Origin of the sequence: Lysinibacillus sp. C5.1 (genome assembly GCF_016350185.1) — a bacterium.
Taxonomy (GTDB): domain Bacteria; phylum Bacillota; class Bacilli; order Bacillales_A; family Planococcaceae; genus Lysinibacillus; species Lysinibacillus sphaericus.
Genome location: NZ_CP066226.1, coordinates 3515414 through 3533533, shown reverse-complemented (window position 1 = coordinate 3533533; position 18120 = coordinate 3515414). Strand labels below are relative to the sequence as shown.

At 36.9% G+C, this 18120-nt stretch carries 13 protein-coding genes; 7 read left to right on the top strand and 6 right to left on the bottom strand.

Going from position 1 to position 18120, the window contains the following annotated elements; translation table 11 throughout:
- Positions 1-11: 11 nt before the first annotated feature.
- The 3 genes from I5435_RS17205 to I5435_RS17195 form a co-directional block, all read right to left on the bottom strand.
- Entirely contained in the window at positions 12-1055 is a 1044-nt protein-coding gene (locus tag I5435_RS17205; RefSeq protein ID WP_108029983.1) for a DctP family TRAP transporter solute-binding subunit, read from the bottom strand.
- Between the two features lie 374 nt (positions 1056-1429).
- Complete coding sequence (locus I5435_RS17200) at positions 1430-2098, bottom strand: response regulator (RefSeq protein WP_024363730.1); 669 nt, start codon at positions 2096-2098, stop codon at positions 1430-1432.
- Complete coding sequence (locus I5435_RS17195; RefSeq protein WP_337982665.1) at positions 2095-3582, bottom strand: ATP-binding protein; 1488 nt, start codon at positions 3580-3582, stop codon at positions 2095-2097. The genes I5435_RS17200 and I5435_RS17195 overlap by 4 nt, the downstream gene beginning before the upstream one ends.
- A 981-nt stretch (positions 3583-4563) precedes the next feature.
- Here I5435_RS17195 and I5435_RS17190 point away from each other — a divergent pair.
- Both I5435_RS17190 and I5435_RS17185 read left to right on the top strand, forming a co-directional pair.
- Positions 4564-5835, top strand: a complete 1272-nt coding sequence (locus tag I5435_RS17190; protein ID WP_024363732.1) for an L-lactate MFS transporter — start codon at positions 4564-4566, stop codon at positions 5833-5835.
- Between the two features lie 354 nt (positions 5836-6189).
- Positions 6190-6882, top strand: a complete 693-nt coding sequence (locus I5435_RS17185; RefSeq protein ID WP_024363733.1) for an AIM24 family protein — start codon at positions 6190-6192, stop codon at positions 6880-6882.
- A gap of 221 nt (positions 6883-7103) precedes the next feature.
- On the opposite strand, the gene I5435_RS17180 is transcribed toward I5435_RS17185, so the two are convergent.
- Positions 7104-8357 (bottom strand): BaiN/RdsA family NAD(P)/FAD-dependent oxidoreductase, encoded by a 1254-nt coding sequence (locus I5435_RS17180; RefSeq protein WP_024363734.1) that lies wholly within the window; start codon positions 8355-8357, stop codon positions 7104-7106.
- 197 nt (positions 8358-8554) lie between these two features.
- Between I5435_RS17180 and asnB the strand changes: the two genes are divergently transcribed.
- The 4 genes from asnB (at position 8555) to I5435_RS17160 (ending at position 14682) form a co-directional block, all read left to right on the top strand.
- Positions 8555-10402, top strand: coding sequence for an asparagine synthase (glutamine-hydrolyzing) (gene asnB, locus I5435_RS17175; RefSeq protein ID WP_024363735.1), 1848 nt, complete (start codon positions 8555-8557; stop codon positions 10400-10402).
- Between the two features lie 255 nt (positions 10403-10657).
- Positions 10658-12271, top strand: a complete 1614-nt coding sequence (locus I5435_RS17170) for a putative polysaccharide biosynthesis protein (RefSeq protein WP_229387414.1) — start codon at positions 10658-10660, stop codon at positions 12269-12271.
- A gap of 8 nt (positions 12272-12279) precedes the next feature.
- Positions 12280-12993, top strand: coding sequence for a pseudouridine synthase (locus tag I5435_RS17165; protein WP_024363737.1), 714 nt, complete (start codon positions 12280-12282; stop codon positions 12991-12993).
- 168 nt (positions 12994-13161) lie between these two features.
- On the top strand, positions 13162-14682 hold the full coding sequence (locus I5435_RS17160; RefSeq protein ID WP_024363738.1) for a GGDEF domain-containing protein: 1521 nt from the start codon (positions 13162-13164) through the stop codon (positions 14680-14682).
- A gap of 62 nt (positions 14683-14744) precedes the next feature.
- On the opposite strand, the gene I5435_RS17155 is transcribed toward I5435_RS17160, so the two are convergent.
- Positions 14745-15908 carry an MDR family MFS transporter gene (locus I5435_RS17155; RefSeq protein WP_337982664.1) on the bottom strand — a complete coding sequence of 388 codons (1164 nt, stop codon included), beginning with the start codon at positions 15906-15908 and terminating at the stop codon, positions 14745-14747.
- Positions 15909-16048: 140 nt separating this feature from the next.
- The gene (locus tag I5435_RS17150; protein ID WP_025220342.1) at positions 16049-16270 is read right to left on the bottom strand and encodes a DeoR family transcriptional regulator; all 222 of its coding nucleotides are present in this window, start codon (positions 16268-16270) and stop codon (positions 16049-16051) included.
- A 358-nt stretch (positions 16271-16628) separates the two neighbouring features.
- Between I5435_RS17150 and pepV the strand changes: the two genes are divergently transcribed.
- Positions 16629-18032: a dipeptidase PepV gene (gene pepV / locus I5435_RS17145; RefSeq protein WP_024363740.1), complete on the top strand. Its 1404-nt coding sequence runs from the start codon at positions 16629-16631 to the stop codon at positions 18030-18032.
- The last annotated feature ends 88 nt before the right edge of the window (positions 18033-18120 follow it).

The following is an 18120-nucleotide window of genomic DNA, read 5'->3' as shown; positions in this document are numbered from 1 at the left end:
TTAAACCCAAGTTAATGACGTGATTGGTTTTTTGGCAGTGCCAGTATATATTTCTTGCTATAGTTATTTGCGTAATACTCATACACTGGGTGAAATGCAGATTCCCATTGCTGAACATCTTCATCTGTAAAGTAATGAATATTGATACAACTACAAGCTTCCATTTCTTGCAAACGTTCTGCTGTGAGATTTTCTGCCAGTTGCCATTCCCATTCTTGTACTTCTGCAAGCGTTTCAATAAGCAATGTTTGAACATCCTTCGGTAAGGATTGCCAGAACTCATTGTTCATCAGTAGCAAATAACCTAAATAACCATGATTACTAATAGTTAAGTAGTCTTGTAAGGAATGGAGGTTTTTACTTGTAATATTTGTTAAAGTATTTTCCTGTCCATCTACATTGCCTTTTTGTAGTTGATGGAAGACCGTGTTGAAATCTATGCGTTTTGGATAGGCACCAACACTTAAAAATTGTTCTGCTAAAATATCACTTGGCATGATGCGCATGCGTAAGTCTTTTAAGTCAGAGACATCTTGGATAGGGCGGATACTATTACTCAATTGTTTGAATCCACTATCCCAAACACCCATTGAAAACAGATTGTGGTCATTTAATTTCTTCATTAATGATTGACCCACTTCACTATCAATGTATGAATGTACTTCCTCAGCATTTTTAAATGCATAGGGTAGGTCCATCACTGACCATTCGGGAACGAGTGTAGTAATTTTTGAAATGGCTGGTGCAATCATTTGAATATCGCCACGTAAAAGCGCATTCATTTCTTCACCGTCTTTATAAAGAACACCATTTGGAAAGACTTGAATTTCTACATGACCATTACTTCGTTGTTTAATGAGCTCGGCAAACTTTACTGCCGCCATTCCCTTTGGTGTGTTTTCACCAACTACATGTGAAAAGCGAATAACAATTTGTTCTTCATGACTTAATTGCTCATTGTCTGTAGGGTAGTCTTGTTGCTGACAGGAAACTAACAGCACTGTCAGTAAAATGAGAACGCTCACAAATTGTTTGAGAATACGATTGCGCCACATATAAATTCACCTCTAATCTATTGAAGATGTGAACGCTTTTTATTGTATTGTATTTATTGAAATACTCAATATTATGGTATTAATGAACATTTTGGTATTTATGGTATATAACAATTTATTATTTTAATAAACTGTTACAAAACAGATTGCGTGCTTTTTTTCTTATGTGTAAGTAAGTGAATTGAAATGCTTTAATGCTAAAAAACTTCTCAAAAGAAAAGAATCTGCACGTCTTGTATGGGAAACGATAGCATAGCAAAATCCTGAAGAGAACGTGGATATTGCTATGCTTGTTGCTTACCCACAAAAAGCGAGCAGATTCTTATTTCTTGCTATTAGTAATCACAAACGTGGAGAAATTGCGCAGGATGCCATTATTTAATGGAATAGTATTTTGTAGGCCGTCCAACAGCTCCGTATTTTAATTCGATTTGCACAGTACCTTTTGTTGCTAAAAAGTCTAGGTACTTGCGGACAGTTACTCTCGCCATGCCAACATTTTGCGCAAGCTGTTCAGAAGTAATAGGTGCCTGAAGTGTTGTTAAGTAACCTAAAATTTGTTCCATTGTAATGTTGTTCAAGCCTTTAGGCAGTTCAAGCATTTCGTGCTGGATGCCTAACCACTGATCAATATCCTCTTGGTTAATTGTCGCGGTGCTTAGTAAACTTTTTGTAGCGTTTCGATATTGTTGTAAAGCTTTTTCGAAGCGATCAAAACGAAATGGTTTTATGAGATAATCCATTGCACCAAGTCGAAGGGATTCTTGTACAGTAGGTGCATCACGAGCGGCTGTAATCATAATAATATCGGATGGAATACGCTGCGCCCGAATTTTTAAAAACAATTCCATTCCCGTCATATCTGGTAAGAACATATCAAGTAAAATGAGATTAGGTTTTTGAATAATGATTTTTTCGTAGGCATCACGTCCGTTGACAGCCTCTCCGATAAGCTGAAAACCAGTCATTTTATTTAAAAACCCTTTGTTAACCTCAAGCACCATTGGATCATCTTCTACGATAAAAACTGTGAGTTTGCTCATTGTTCGTCCATCACCCCTATATTAATTGTAATTGTTGTACCAACATGAACAGTGGATTCTACTTGAATCGTCCCCTTATTGGATTCGACAATTTGTTTGACAAGTGCAAGTCCAATACCGTGTCCATCTTTTTGTTTCGTACTAAATCCGTATTCAAAAATACGCTGTGGTATGCCTTCTATTCCTTTCCCACTGTCCTGCACTTCTATAATTAAAAAGTGCTTATCCCCAATAATCGTTAAGTGAACATCTTTATGTAGACATTCGAAGCAAGCTTCCATTGCATTGTCCAGTAAGTTGCCGATAATGGTAATAATGTCACCACACGATAAACCACTCATAAAATCTACAAGGTTGGAATCTTCATCAATTGTTAGTTCAACGCCTAGTTCCTTAGCACGTGAGTATTTGCCAAGCAATAAGCCTTGAATTGAATAGTCTTGAAATTTATCATGCAAGCTTTGAATGATTTCCTCTTCATCTGTAATTTCATCGATAATGAGGCTTAATGCATCATCATTTCGTTCCAATTGGATAAGCCCTGCAATACTATGGAGACGGTTCATATATTCGTGTTGCTGTGCACGCAAAGAATCGACAAGCATTTTAATACCCGTTAATTCTTCGGCAAGCATATTTGCTTCTTTGCGGTCGGTTAACATGATGAGATATCCGGCATTTTGCTCCATAATCCGAATTGGAAATGTTCGAACTAAATACATTTGGTCGAACATTAACAGTGGTCGATAGATTTCGTGCTGTTGAATAGTATCCTCTGCCAGCCAAGTGTTTTTAAATAATGCTTTTCTGGAAACTTTATGCCCAAAGAAATGCGTATATTGCCTAGCTAATCGGTTAATAAATGTTATATTCCCGCTTTCGTCAGTCGCCAAAATACCAATATCCATCGCTTGAATAATGCCTGAGCGTTCTTCTACTAGCCGAGCGATTTCATAAGGTTCCAAATTCAATGTTTGGCGTTTTAAATGGTTAGCAACCCATACAGACCCACCTAAACCAATTACGAGCCCCCAAAAAAGAGAGACTAAAATATCAAATTGATATTGGTCTAAAAGGTTGTACCATTTTGGTGCCAGTAGCCCAACAGTAATAACGCCAACTTGTTTTGTACCTTCCTCATTCATTATTGGTACGAATGCTCGTATGGAATAGCCAAGGACACCGTGCGCCTTTGATATGTACTCATGCTGTGAAAAAGCTTCTATTTCATCGCCACCTTCAAAAACGGTACCTAGCTTACTTTCAGATGGATGGGAGTATCGAATACGTTTCATATCAATGATCACAATGTAATCAACATCCGTTGTTAATCGGATACGTTCCGCAATGGGTTGAATAACTTCAAACCCCTCTTTTGTGCCTACATTTTTTTGTACGTCTGTCAGCTGCGAAACCGTTCGTGCTATAGCTATTGCACGGGCACCGAATTCTTTTTCCAAAGCGCCAGCTAGATTATGAATCATAATTGCACCACTCGTCGTGATAGAAAAAATAACAATTATGAACGAAAAGATAAACATTTTTAGTCGCAACGATATGTTTTTCATAAGTATGTAAAAGGAATGCTAAAATGGCAGCCTTTTATCATTTCATCACCTCTGTTATTGAAGATTTCGCTAAGTAAGCGCAGTGATTATGTAGAGTAGCACACCTATTTTTCTAACTAGAACTAGGACTATCATTCTATAATAAAGTAACATAAAAGAATAGCTTGTTGTAATACAATTCAGCTTAAAAGTATTCATTTCAATGGTGTACTATAACAATTTACATATACGTTCTCTGAGAAAAAATGAAAAAAGTGGGAAGTGCTATGAAGGTTTTGTTGTTCTATTATTTGTAACGTGTTTTCGGTAAATCAAAAAATTTATATTTGAATAATAAAAAATAATAGGTAATTTATCTTGAAAAGGTCGTTATACAAGTCGTTTGTGTAAATTAATTTACATTTTAAATGCTTACTGGAGGAGTTTACATATGTTGTGATAGCTTGATTTCTTTTGCGCAAAGAAAATTTGCTTCGATAAGGTTTTAAAATTCTCTTTTGTTCTTAATATTTCTGTCTATCAATTATTTGTATTTTCTAACCCTTTACGTCTAGTGGTTTTGAATCTAGTGGCAGCGTAGGAGAATACATGGCTTGATATGTGAAAATATGCACAAATTTAACTATTTTAAAATAATTTATTTAGCGTAAATAAGTACGGTAGAAAAATAATAATAGCTAAAATATGTTGGTGAAATTGTTTGATAAACGCCTTTTTTCTTAGGGACTGTAAGGATTTCGATGTTTTTGATATGCATTGACTAGTCGAAAACTTTTTGGAGAAATAATATTTTTTAGAAAAACATCTTGCATTCGAATAATTATAAGTGGTAAATTGTTTTACATGGACGTTCATAGAATTTTCACAGGTAGCAAAAGAGGGGAGAAATGAGAATTTATGAATAAAAATAGATGGTTAATTGCATTATCTGCAATCGCTATTCACCTTTCCATTGGTGGAGCCTATGCATACAGTGTATACAAGCTGCCGATTGTCACAGAAATGGGATGGAGTGAAACAAAGGTTACGATAGCCTTTACAATAATGATGGGGCTTGCTGGTTTTTCAGCAGCGCTATTTGGTAGTTTAGTAGAAAAAATGGGTCCGCGTAAATCGGCTATGGTAGCAGCAGTGCTGTTTGGAGCAGGACAAGCTGGTGCAGGTGTGGCAATCTCTATGGATTCTGTCACTTTATACTGGTTAACTTACGGCTTACTTAGTGGTTTAGGTATGGGGATTGGTTATATCGCACCTGTCTCTACATTAGTAAAATGGTTCCCAGACCGTCGTGGTTTAGCTACAGGTATGGCTGTATTAGGATTTGGATCGGGAGCATTAATTACTGCACCGGTAGCAGCAAACTTAATGGAAGCAGTCGGAATTTCTACAACTTACTTTATTTTAGGGGCAAGTTACTTCACGTTAATGATTTTAGGGGCTTCTTATATAGCGCCGCCAAAACCAGGTTTTATGCCTGCGAATATGAAAGCGGCAGCAGAAAAAGGCAAGGATGTAGTGAAAAAAGATTTAGCAGTAATGTCAGCTCGTGAAGCTGTGAAAACAAAGCATTTCTGGATGTTATGGTCCATGCATTTAGTCAATGTAACTGCGGGTATTATGATGATTTCTGTTGCATCTCCGATGGCGCAGGAAATTGTAGGTTTATCAGTTGCAGGTGCTGCAGCAATGGTAGGCGTTATGGGATTATTCAATGGTGGTGGTCGCTTAATTTGGGCTGCTGTGTCAGATTATATTGGTCGTTCAAACGTCTTTGTAATATTCTTTACAGCACAACTTATTACATTTATCGTATTGCCACATACGACAAACGTTATTATTTTCCAAGCACTTATTTTCTTAGTAGTTAGTTGTTATGGTGGCGGTTTCTCAAACTTACCTGCATTCGCAAGTGATCTATTTGGTACGAAGCAACTTGGTGTTATCCACGGTTATTTACTAACAACTTGGTCTTTAGGTGGCGTTTTTGGTCCACTTCTAGTGAGCGCTATTAAAAATGCTTATGATAGTTACATTCCTGTATTCTATGTATTTGCAGGTTTAATTGCCATTTCCTTAATTATTTCGTTAACGCTACGTGCAGATGTGCGTAAACAAACTGCGTTAAAAACAGCAGAGCAAAAGGTTGGAGACGTCTCCGCTACACGATAATTTTTACTTTCAATTCGCACTTGAAAAGTATAGCCGTATTAGTGTCATTTCGCATATGACGCTAATGCGGTTTTTTATTTGTAGCAATTGTTATACAACACTTGATTAATCTTCGTCTAACATATAACAGCTCATGTTTGATGTCAATAAGATTATGGTAAATAAAGTGATTTTGCTACTAAAAGAGAAATTTTGCAACGTTATTCTATTTATAAGTGACAGCAATTTACTATAAAAATAATCAAAATAATAGTATATAAAGTGCTATATGTCTGTAGTGGTGGACTGTGACAAAGAATGGTGAATCTTTTCATGGCAATTAACGTATATAAGGGTATAAAGGAGGCGGACGATATGGGAAAGTATTCATTAAATGAATTCATTAAGAAAACGCAACAAGATGATTATGAGAACGAATATTTTGAGTTAGAAACAGAGCGTGTATTAGAGGTTAATTTAGATGGTGAAGTCTGGTCAAAAATGGGGGCTATGATTTCATACATAGGCGACATTAAGTTTGAGCGGGAACGTGTTTTAGAGCATGGCCTTTCCAAAATGTTTAAAAAAGCATTAACAGGCGAAGGGACGCAACTTATGAAAGCAAAAGGAAAAGGGCGTCTCTATTTAGCTGATCAAGGGAAAAAAGTGACTATTTTTGATTTAAAGGATGAAAGTATTTGTGTCAACGGGAATGACTTGCTGGCATTTGAACCAAGTATTAATTGGGACATTCAATTAATGCGTAAAATGGCTGGTATTATGTCTGGCGGACTGTTTAATGTAACGCTACAAGGAAGCGGTAAAGTAGCTATTACAACACATTTTGAGCCGTTGACGTTATTGGTGAAGCCTGGTGAAACGGTTTATACAGATCCTCATGCTACAGTTGCATGGTCAGGTAATTTAACACCTGAATTTAAAACAGACATTAGCTTCCGTACATTTATTGGACGTGGCAGCGGTGAATCGATTCAAATGGCTTTCTCCGGCGAAGGGTTTGTCATAATCCAACCGTATGAAGAGGTTTATTTGTCTAACGAAAGTTAAAATAAAGTAGTGACAAAAATGCAAAAGTGTTAGATTGACTGCTATCAATCTAACACTTTTTTGTTATGCCCCGTTGATGTCCGCTTCGGCGGTGCTTTCCGCTTAGCACAGTAAGCCGCAACTCTCGCTAACGCGCGGCTTACTTTGTGTGCTGTTCCCACAAAAGTCCTACCATTGCTACTATCAACTCGTCTATTCTAAGTTGTTCAAAGTGAATCGGGTCATTCGAATGCGGCGTTCATTCCTGCAATTCGTCCTGTCACAAGTGCAGACGTAATATTATAGCCACCTGTGTAACCATGAATATCTAATATTTCTCCGCAGAAAAACAAACCAGCCTTTTTCTTAGACGCCATCGTTTTTGGTTCGATTTCTTTCACAGAAACGCCTCCACCTGTAACGAATGCTTTGTCGAGTGATTGCGTACCGCTAACCGTCATTGTGAAATTGACTAGTAATTGTGCTAGCGCGCGAATTTTTTCTTGCGATAATTCAATGCCAGTCATTTGAACATCAATATTTGCACGGTCACATAAAAATAGCAGCCAGCGTTCTGGTGCGACGCCTTTCCAAACATTTTTCACTGCTTTTTTCGGTTCTTCTTTTATAAGCTTATTTAAATATTGCAGACATGTTTCCTCATTGAAATCTACAAGCGTTTGGATACGCATTGTGACAGGTTCATAACCCGTTTTCATTAACTCCTTGACGACAAACTGACTACAGCGTAATACCGCAGGGCCGCTTAATCCGAAATGCGTAAAGAGCATGTCCATTTGATGTGTTATTAGTGGTTTACCTTTTTTATTGAGAACGGATACCGCAACATCTCGTAATGCTAGTCCTTGTAGCTCTCTCGTTTGAATAAACTCCTCTTTTGATAAAACGGGCACTTCTGTTGGAAAGAGTGTTGTCACATTATGTCCAGCACGCTCGGCCCAAGGGTAGCCATCACCTGTTGAACCTGTTTGTGGCACTGCCTTGCCTCCAACTGCTACAATAACAGCCTTACAGCGTACTTCTGTTCCATCTTCTAAGCGCACACCAAGAATCTTTTCATCATCCATCAATAACTTGTTAACGGGTGTATTTAACCTTACTTCAACATGTAGTCGTTGCAATTGACGAATTAATGCATCGACTACATCTTGCGCTCGGTTGGACATAGGGAACATACGACCATGGTCTTCTTCTTTTAATGCAACACCTAGACCTTCGAAAAAGGCAATAATATCCTCATTGTTGTAAACAGTAAAGGGGCTATATAAAAAACGACCGTTGCCAGGAATATGTTTAACAATTTCTTCAACAGGTAGTCTGTTTGTTACGTTACATCGACCACCACCAGAGATTGCAAGCTTTTTCCCAAGCTTTGTCCCTTTTTCGAGAAGTAAAACTTTCTTTTTTCGTTCTCCAGCTGCGATGGCGGCCATTAATCCAGAGGGGCCACCACCGATAACGATTACATCATACATATATGTGAACTCACTTTCTTTTCATTATTAGGAACTTTTCCTATTATACATGAAGTCTATATAGAGGGCGGCTAGTTTACATTGAAAATTATAATAAAGTGCTTTATAATTTTTTATCTATAATGACAGCATGAAATGAACGGCTTTTCGTGCTATGATGATAGAGGTTATGCACTAAATTATGAGGTGAAAAATAGATGTGCGGATTTATTGGCTATATTAATGGAACAAATGTGATTGATCATCACCAAACAATTGAAAATATGATGAATACAATTATTCACCGTGGGCCAGATAGTGGTGGTATTCATAGTGACGATAAAGTAACGTTAGGTTTCCGTCGTTTAAGCATTATTGACTTATCAGACGTGGCAAATCAACCTCTTTATAGCCCAGATGGCAACATTGTGCTTGTTTTCAATGGGGAGATATATAATTTCCAAGAGTTGCGTAAGGACCTACAAGAAAAGGGTCATACATTTAAAACAAAATCGGATAGTGAAGTGTTAATTTTCGGCTATCTGCAGTATGGTGTAGAATTTGTCAAACAGCTTCGCGGTATGTTCGCATTCTGTATTTGGGACAAAAAGAATGATTTACAATTTATCGCGCGTGATGGCTTTGGTATTAAGCCTTTGTACTACACTGAAAACACAACGGATGGAACATTTATTTTTGGGTCAGAAATTAAATCTTTCTTGCCTCATCCAGCATTCATTAAAGAATTAAACAAAAATGCATTACGTCCTTATTTAACGTTCCAATATTCTTCAATGGACGAAACATTCTTTAAAGGTGTATTTAAATTACCACCAGCGCACTATATGGTCATTAAAAATGGACAAAAACAAATTGTCCAATATTGGGATAAAAAATTCCATGCGAAAGAAGCGCCGATTGAAAAATATGTGGAAGATATTCGTTCAACAGTAAAAGAGTCAGTAGATGCCCACCAAATTAGTGATGTAAAGGTTGGTTCTTTCCTGTCTGGCGGTATTGATTCTAGTTATATTACATCATTGCTACGTCCTGATAAATCATTCTCTGTTGGTTTTTCTGACTATGAAGATATGTTCAATGAGACAAACTTAGCAAAGGATTTATCGGATACATTAAATATTCAAAACGAGCGTAAATATATTACAGCGGATGAGTGTTTTGAAGCTTTGCCGAAAATTCAATGGCATATGGATGAGCCGCAGTCGAACCCATCTTCTGTACCGCTTTACTTCCTATCGGAGCTAGCGGCGAAGGATGTAACAGTAGTACTTTCTGGTGAAGGTGCGGATGAGATTTTTGGAGGCTATTCGTGGTACCAAAACTCTGGTCGAATGAAAAAATACGAGAAAGTACCATTTGGTCTACGTAAAGCATTACGAGGTATAGCAGAAGCATTACCTAAAAACCAATATACGCATTTCTTAGTAAAAGGCGGACAAACGGTAGAGGAACGCTTTATTGGTGAAGCGGTTGTATGGGATGAAGATGATGCATTAAATGTCTTAAAACCAGCATACAAAAACGGACCATCTGTTCAAACAATTACGAAACGTATTTATGATGAAGTACCTGGTGATGATGATGTTACGAAAATGCAGTATTTAGATTTGAATTTATGGATGCCTGGAGATATTTTGTTAAAGGCAGATAAAATGAGTATGGCGCACTCTATCGAATTACGTGTACCATTTTTAGACAAAGAAGTAATGGAGCTAGCTAAAAATATTCCATCAAGATATCGTGTCAATGATATTGATACGAAATATGTCCTTCGTCAAGCGGCACATCAGGAATTACCAGAAGAGTGGGCAAAGCGTCCGAAGCTTGGCTTCCCAGTGCCAATTCGCCACTGGTTGCGTGAAGAAAAGTACTATAATATGGTGAAGGACATGTTTACAACTGACTTTGCCAACGAATTTTTCGATACGAAGCAACTAGTTGGTTATTTAGATGAACATTATGAAGGCAAAGCTAATCGTGGTCGCTATATTTGGACAGCGTATGTGTTCTTAGTATGGTATAAACAATTCTTTGTTGATATGTAACACAGAAGTAGCAGTTCAAAGAATCTAGTAGATTTTTTGAACCGCTATTTTTTTGGAAATATACTAGACAATGAATATCAATTTGTTCTAATATACGGAGAATTGAGGATTTCAAAAACTTTTCAGTGTTTTTTACATCTGTTCTCTTGTAAATATGTTAAGATAACAGTTGGTTTACTTGTTTTAATGTTTGAAAAGTGATGCTATTACATCACTTATAAAAAGCTTGATTTTACTAATGAATGGATGGATACGATGTCCAATTTAATGAAAGGTACTGCGATATTAACATTAGGGATGTTTTTATCTAAGGTGCTTGGATTAATTTATATTTTTCCCTTTTATGCGATTGTTGGGCAGGAAAATATTGCGCTGTATCAATATGCATATATTCCTTACTCAATCATGCTCGCAATAGCCATTTCAGGTGCACCGATTGCTGTATCGAAATTTGTTTCTAAATATAATGCATTAGGAGACTATCAATCAGGACGCAAGCTGATGAAGTCGGGCATCCTTATTATGATGATAACGGGTATGGTGTCCTTTGCTGCTCTTTTTATATTGGCAACACCGATTGGTGAACTTGTTATTAAAAGCGATGAACAGAAATTTACTGTCGAGCAAATTGCTTCTGTAATTCGTTGGGTAAGCTTTGCGCTTATTGTTGTCCCATTTATGAGTTTATGGCGTGGCTTTTTTCAAGGCTATGACAAAATGGAACCAACAGCAGTTTCGCAGTTGGTGGAACAAATTGTCCGAATTGTTGTTTTATTAGGTGGTTCTTTCTTAGTGGTTGTTGTTTTTAAGGGTAAACCTGAAACAGCAGTGTCCTTTGCGGTATTTGCAGCATTTATCGGGGCAATTGGTGGTTTAATGGTGCTCTATTACTATTGGAAAAAATATCAACCTGAATTTAATTTATTACGTAGTCAAAGTATTACGTCTACCCAGCTACCAATGTCGGATATTTATAAAGAAGTGATAACGTATTCCATTCCGATGGTATTTGTAGGGGTGGCTAATCCATTATTTCAATTAGTGGATATGTTAACATTTAATGGCGCTATGAGTTCCATTGGTTTAGCCAAAGTAACAGATGAATATTTATCGATGATTAACTTTACAACACATAAAGTAGTCATTATTCCAGTTATGTTAGCAACAAGTTTTTCAATGGCGTTAGTACCAACGATAACAAAATATTTTACACAAGGTGAGTATTTATCGTTACGTCATGCGATGGATAAAACGTATCAAATTTTAATTTTCATTACATTACCAGCAGTTGTGGGCATTTCATTATTAGCGAATGAAATTTACTTTATGCTTTACTCTGAAAGCGAAATGGGTGCAACGATTTTAGCTCATTATGCTCCAGTGGCAATTTTATTTGCGTTGTTCCAAGTTACTGCCGCGCTGCTACAAGGTATTGACTTCCAAAAGTGGATTGTCTTCAGTCTACTATCAGGTATTTTAGTAAAGCTAGCCCTTAACATAACGTTTATTCGTTGGCTAGAAGCGGACGGAGCTATTTTAGCAACAGCGATTGGTTATAGTGTATCAATTATTATTAATTTGCTAGTGCTTCGAAAAACGCTTAATTATAAATCAGAAATGGTTATACGTCGTGTTATGCTTATTTCACTTTTAACAGCCGCAATGGCTGTCAGCGTTTTAATCGTTCACAAGCTATTAGAACTTGTAATGGGTCCAGTGGATGGTAAATTCTCGGCGCTTGTCTATTCTGTTATTTGTGCAGCAGTGGGTGCTGCTGTTTATGGCTATTTGTCGTTACGCTTAGGTTTAGCACAAAAACTACTTGGTGAGCGCATAACACGAATTACAAGTAAATTAGGGTTTAAATAGGAGGAACAATGCGTTTAGATAAATTATTAGCCAATATGGGCTATGGCTCACGAAAGGAAGTTAAGCAACTCCTAAAACAAAAGGCCGTTTCTGTTGATGGCACGTATGTAAAAGATGCGGCAATGCATGTTGATCCAGAACAGCAAAGTGTTGTCGTATTCGGTGAACGTGTTGTATATACAGAGTTTGTGTATTACATGATGAATAAGCCACCAGGTGTTATTTCTGCCACAGAAGATTTACGAGATGAAACTGTCATTGACTTATTAGACCCACTACATCAACATTTTCAACCATTCCCAGTCGGTCGTTTAGATAAAGATACAGAGGGCTTGTTACTATTAACGAATGATGGTGTTTTGGCCCATAACTTACTTTCTCCAAAGAAGCATGTACCTAAGGTGTACTATGCTAAAATAGAGGGGATTGTTACGCAAGATGATGGAGAACAATTTGCGCGTGGTGTCGAACTAGATGATGGCTACGTAACAAAGCCAGGCAAGCTTGTTATTCTGAAATCTGCTCCGCAATCAGAAATTGAATTGACGATTCAAGAAGGTAAATTCCATCAGGTAAAACGGATGTTTGAAGCAGTAGGTAAACGTGTCATCTACTTAAAACGCCTTTCTATGGGGAGCTTACAACTTGATGAAAGCTTAGCATTAGGTGAATATCGCGAGTTAACGCCAGAAGAATTAGCAGGCTTACAAAATAGAGAGTAAAGAAAATCCTCGATGCTATACTTTTAGTATCGAGGATTTTTTTTATACATGTTTGTCCCATTAACTGTATAATATGATATATCAATAAAATAACGTGGGAGAGGCTTGACGTACCGGAAATATTTTTTGTTCAAAAAAAGATAGTGAAGATGAGTAGAGGACATGTTAATGAAAAAACTACGGATTAAATTATTAATATCTTTAATTGCCTTTGCATTAATACTTGTTGCTGTAATTTCTTATGTCAACAGACAAATTCTTGTGACAAATATTGAAACACAAGAAGCTCGTAATCGAACATTAATTGAAAATCATATTCTTGCAGATATGCAAACTGTAGATAATGCGCACTTTTATTTTGATAAAAACATTTCGGATCAGATGGAAAAAGAGTTAAGAGCATTAGCTACTTATTATAAGCAAAATCCAAAAATAGACACTTGGAACTTACAACAAATGAAAAGTCAACATGGTATGGATATATACATATTGGATCAAACAAATACGGTAATTTATACTACATTTCCAAAAGATTTAGGTCTAAATTTTTCGCTTTGCTGTAAAAATTTTTCGGCATTATTGGATGAACGTAGAGAGAGTGGGCAATTATTTACAGATGGGATAGATATTTCGACCACTACTGGTGAGTACCGTAAATTTAGTTATTTAGCAACGCCTGATAAAAAATACTTATTAGAGCTCGGTTTGGAATTAAATGAAGTCCCTGTCTTTCAAACATTTAACTTTGGAAAAACCGCTGCGTATTTAGTTGAAAAGTATAATGACTTACTGGATGTTCGAACGATTAGTGCAAACGGTGTTTTTTTCTCGGACACCGAATCCACTCGGGTAACTGTGAAAAATCAAACAAAAAAATTCCAGGATCATTTTAAGACTGCACTACAAACGATGAAGCCTGCTGAATATCAGCAAATATTAGACGATGGCTATATCGAAACCTATCGTTTTTTACCGTATGAAGCAGAGACGGTGCGTGGTGCCTCAACAAAACGGGTAGTCTATGTCAAATATGGCAATCGTACAGAGTTAACTGCACTTGCCAATAACACAAAACAGTTTTGGTATGTTTTAATGATTGCATTAGTAACAGCGTTAATTATGTTAGTTGTTATTAATAGGCTATTTTCTAAAACGATACATCTTGCAACCTATGATCCACTAACAAATGTATATAATCGTGCAACATACATTAGCAAAATGGATAAATTATTGAAAAAAAGAAAAGCCAATACGCCTGGTTTATTATTAATAGATTTAGATAACTTTAAGCAAGTAAATGATCGATTTGGACATGCTGAAGGAGATAGGATTCTTATTGAAACAGCTAAAATTTTAAAAGACGTCGTAAGAACAGAAGGTTTCGTTGTAAGATTTGGTGGAGATGAATTTGCAATTGTCCTATATGATACGAACAATGAACATATGGTACAAGTAGCAAGTGCGATTTTGGAGAAAATCCGTAGATTAAAAAATGTAGAGAATCATAAATGGTCGGTTATTTCTGTTAGTATGGGTGGCGTAATTTGTGAAAAGTCAAATGAATCCGAGTTAAGTTTATTTGAACGAGCAGATAAGGCTTTATATCAGTCGAAAAAAGCAGGTAAGGACCAATATTCTAGTTATCATGAAGTAGCTTCAACAGAAGAAAAATACAATCAATCAACGTAGTTTTACAACGGTTATAAGTAAAAGCACGAGTCCAGTAGGCAGCCTACTTGTCTCGTGCTTCTTTATTGTGTTTTGGGTCGATAAAATAGGGAACTACATAAAACAAGAGCAGCAATGACGATAAACATTGTATCAATATAATGTGTTAACAGCCAGCCACCTATAATAGGACCAATAAAACCGCCTAAATTTTTAAATTGTGCCGCACCTAAATATGTAGCTTTTTGGGTCTCTGGCGCAATTTCATCAATCATGACATTCATTGTTGGGAAAGTAAATATTTCACCAATTGTAAAAAGAACCATTGCACAAATAAACAACGGATAGTTTGTAGATACGCCAAATAATGTGAGCCCAACAGCAAAGAATAAAATACCGATAAGCAGTATTGTTGTAGATGTGAAGCGCTCTGAAAAAATACTAATCGGTAATTGCAGTAAAAGTACAACCGCAGCATTTAACGAAATCAGTAGCGAATAGAGCTTGGCTCCATCTTCAATTTTGAGCTCAATAAGCTGAGGAAGTGTTGAGTCGAATTGCGAGTAGCCAATATTTATTAAGATTGCGCCGAAAATAAAGCTTAACAGTACACGGTTTGTTAAAAGAATTGTAAAGGTTTGTAGCACTTTTGTATGAATCATCGCCTTTTGCTGTTGCATTTTGTAACGATTCAACACGAAAAATAAAAATATGGCATAAACAATGTACATAGCGCCTGTCAACATAAACGGCACGCTAGGACTAGATAATGTCGCAATATATACACCAATAAGTGGTCCTATGACTGCGGCAATATTAATGGCTGTGTAACGCAATGAAAACAATCGTTTTCGTTTATCAGCAGGAGTAAAGTCAATCATTAAAGCCTGTGTAGAAGGTTCAAAGAAGGAGCGACATAACCCGTTCAATGCATTTAGAATGACGAAAAACCAAATTGTATGCGCTGTTGCAAAACCAAAGAACACAATACTCCATACGAGGATCGTAAGTAAAATAATACTTTTTCGACCAAAACGATCTGTTAAGTAACCGCCGAAAAATCCACCTACTGTAGAAATAAGTGGCGCGATACCAATGGTCAATCCTATTTGTAAAGGGGAGGCATCAATTTCGTTATGTAAATAGATAGCTAAAAAAGGCATTGCCATAAAGCTTGCAACGCGTGTGAAAATCGTTCCACCTAAAATAATCCAAACAAGTGGATGAAACATTTTGGGAAGTTTCATAAAATTATCCTCCTCTCAACATGTAGAATGTTTCGAGTGTAACGGATAATAAAGTGCTTTGTAAATAGAAAAAAAGAATGACCCCGACGAAAGGTCATTCTTTTTCCATACAAAAATGCTTTACGCAAAGTGCGCAAAAACTAAGACGTCAATTTTACTTTTTTACTCGTCGTTGTCCATTTGCCTCGACTTGGACTCATCACCAAATCGTTAAAGGCTAACACGTTCAAATCTCTTTGAACGGTGCGAGGAGTGATGCTAAACTCTTCGACTAAATCCTGTGTAGACACGGTTCCTTTGTCTAAAATAAACATGTACACATCTTTAATACGATTAAGCATTCGATCAGTAGTTGGTTTCATAAATGAACCACTCCTTCATCTTAATTCACTTGGCAAAGACTAGCGGACGACAATATGTGCGGAGTGCACTGAGGCTATTAAGTAGCTGCCTTAGACATCCCCTTTTCTAATTTTATGTTCAGAACAAATAATTCTGATAACTCTATTATATAGAATAATGATGTGATTTTCTAGTGAATGGCGTGGAAATTTACAATTAATTCATAAAGTTTGCGCTGTATTTTGTGGAGATTAGTGAAAAAGATGCTATATGTGGTAGTGTAAAGGAAAGATAAGAAAATGATAGTTAGAAAGATGATTGAATTTTTTTTAGTAAAGAGTAGAATAATCTTATTATAAAATGGAGGAGGTACATAGGATGGATTGGTTACAGGTTGCAAAAGAAAGACAAGATGAATTAATTCAAGAGTTGCAAGAGCTTGTGCAAATTAATAGTGTACTGGATGAAAAAACAATAACTGCGGATGTGCCTTTTGGTGAAGGACCGTTAAAGGCATTGGAATGGTTGTTAGCGAAAGGGAAAGCACAAGGGTTACAAACAAAAAATGTTGATAATTATGCTGGACATATTGAAATGGGCCAAGGTGAAGAGTTACTGGGTATTTTATGTCACGTAGATGTTGTCCCTGTAGGTGATGAATCAAACTGGACGTACCCACCTTTTAGCGGCACGATTGCAGATGGAAAATTATTTGCGCGCGGTGCTATTGATGATAAGGGCCCAACAGTTGCTGCATGGATGGCAATGAAACTTGTAAAAGATGCAGGTATTCAATTAAACAAACGTGTGCGTATGATTATCGGAACAGATGAAGAAACAGGCTTCCGCTGTGTCGACCACTATTTTAAAAACGAGGAAATGCCCACAATCGGTTTCGCTCCTGATGCGGATTTCCCACTGATTAATGCCGAAAAAGGCATTGCTGCGCTTGTGTTGTCCCAAAAGCAGATTGGGGATGCAACGAAAGAACAGCTACTACTATTTAATGCTGGAAAGCGTTCAAATATGGTACCTGATTTTGCGAAAGCGACAGTTCAATTCGTATCTTCACCGTTCGAACAGAATTTTCAAACATTTTTAAGTAAAAATCAGCTAGAAGGCTCTTTATTAATGGAGGGTTCTCACTATATAATAACTATCAAAGGAAAAGCAGCCCATGCAATGGAACCTGAAAAAGGTGTCAATGCAGCTGTTTACCTTGCAGCATTTTTACAACAAGAGTTAACGACTGAAGGAAGTAAGCAATTTGTCGATTTTATCGTTGATGTATTCCATCAGGATCATTATGGTCATGCACTAGCATTACAATATGAAGATGACATGTCCGGACAAACAACATTAAATCCTGGTATTGTAACGTATGATGCAACGCAAGGTGGCAACATTGTTATTAGTTTCCGCTACTCTGTAACGTATCCATTTGATGACAAAATAACAGAAGCGCAACGATTAGCTGCAGACAAAGGATTTTCACTTGATATTCAAGAAAACTCAAAACCTCATTATGTCAGTGAGGATGATCCGTTAATCCAAACGTTAGCTGGTGTTTATCGCCGACAAACGGGCGATAACGAAACACCTTTACTTTCAACAGGCGGTGGAACGTATGCGCGCGTCTTGAAAAAAGGTGTGGCATTCGGCATGCTTTTCCCTGGTGATCCAGATGTCATGCATCGTGCGGATGAATATGTAATTGTTGATAAATTAGTACAAGCTGCTGCTATTTATGCAGAAGCCATTGCAGAACTGGCTGGGAAGTAAGTGTCATTAAGAGCGTAATGTTTTCTTGCCAAAGAGATCACGAAGCTTCACACGCCAAGCACTTCACTGAAAAGTTTACTTTGATTTA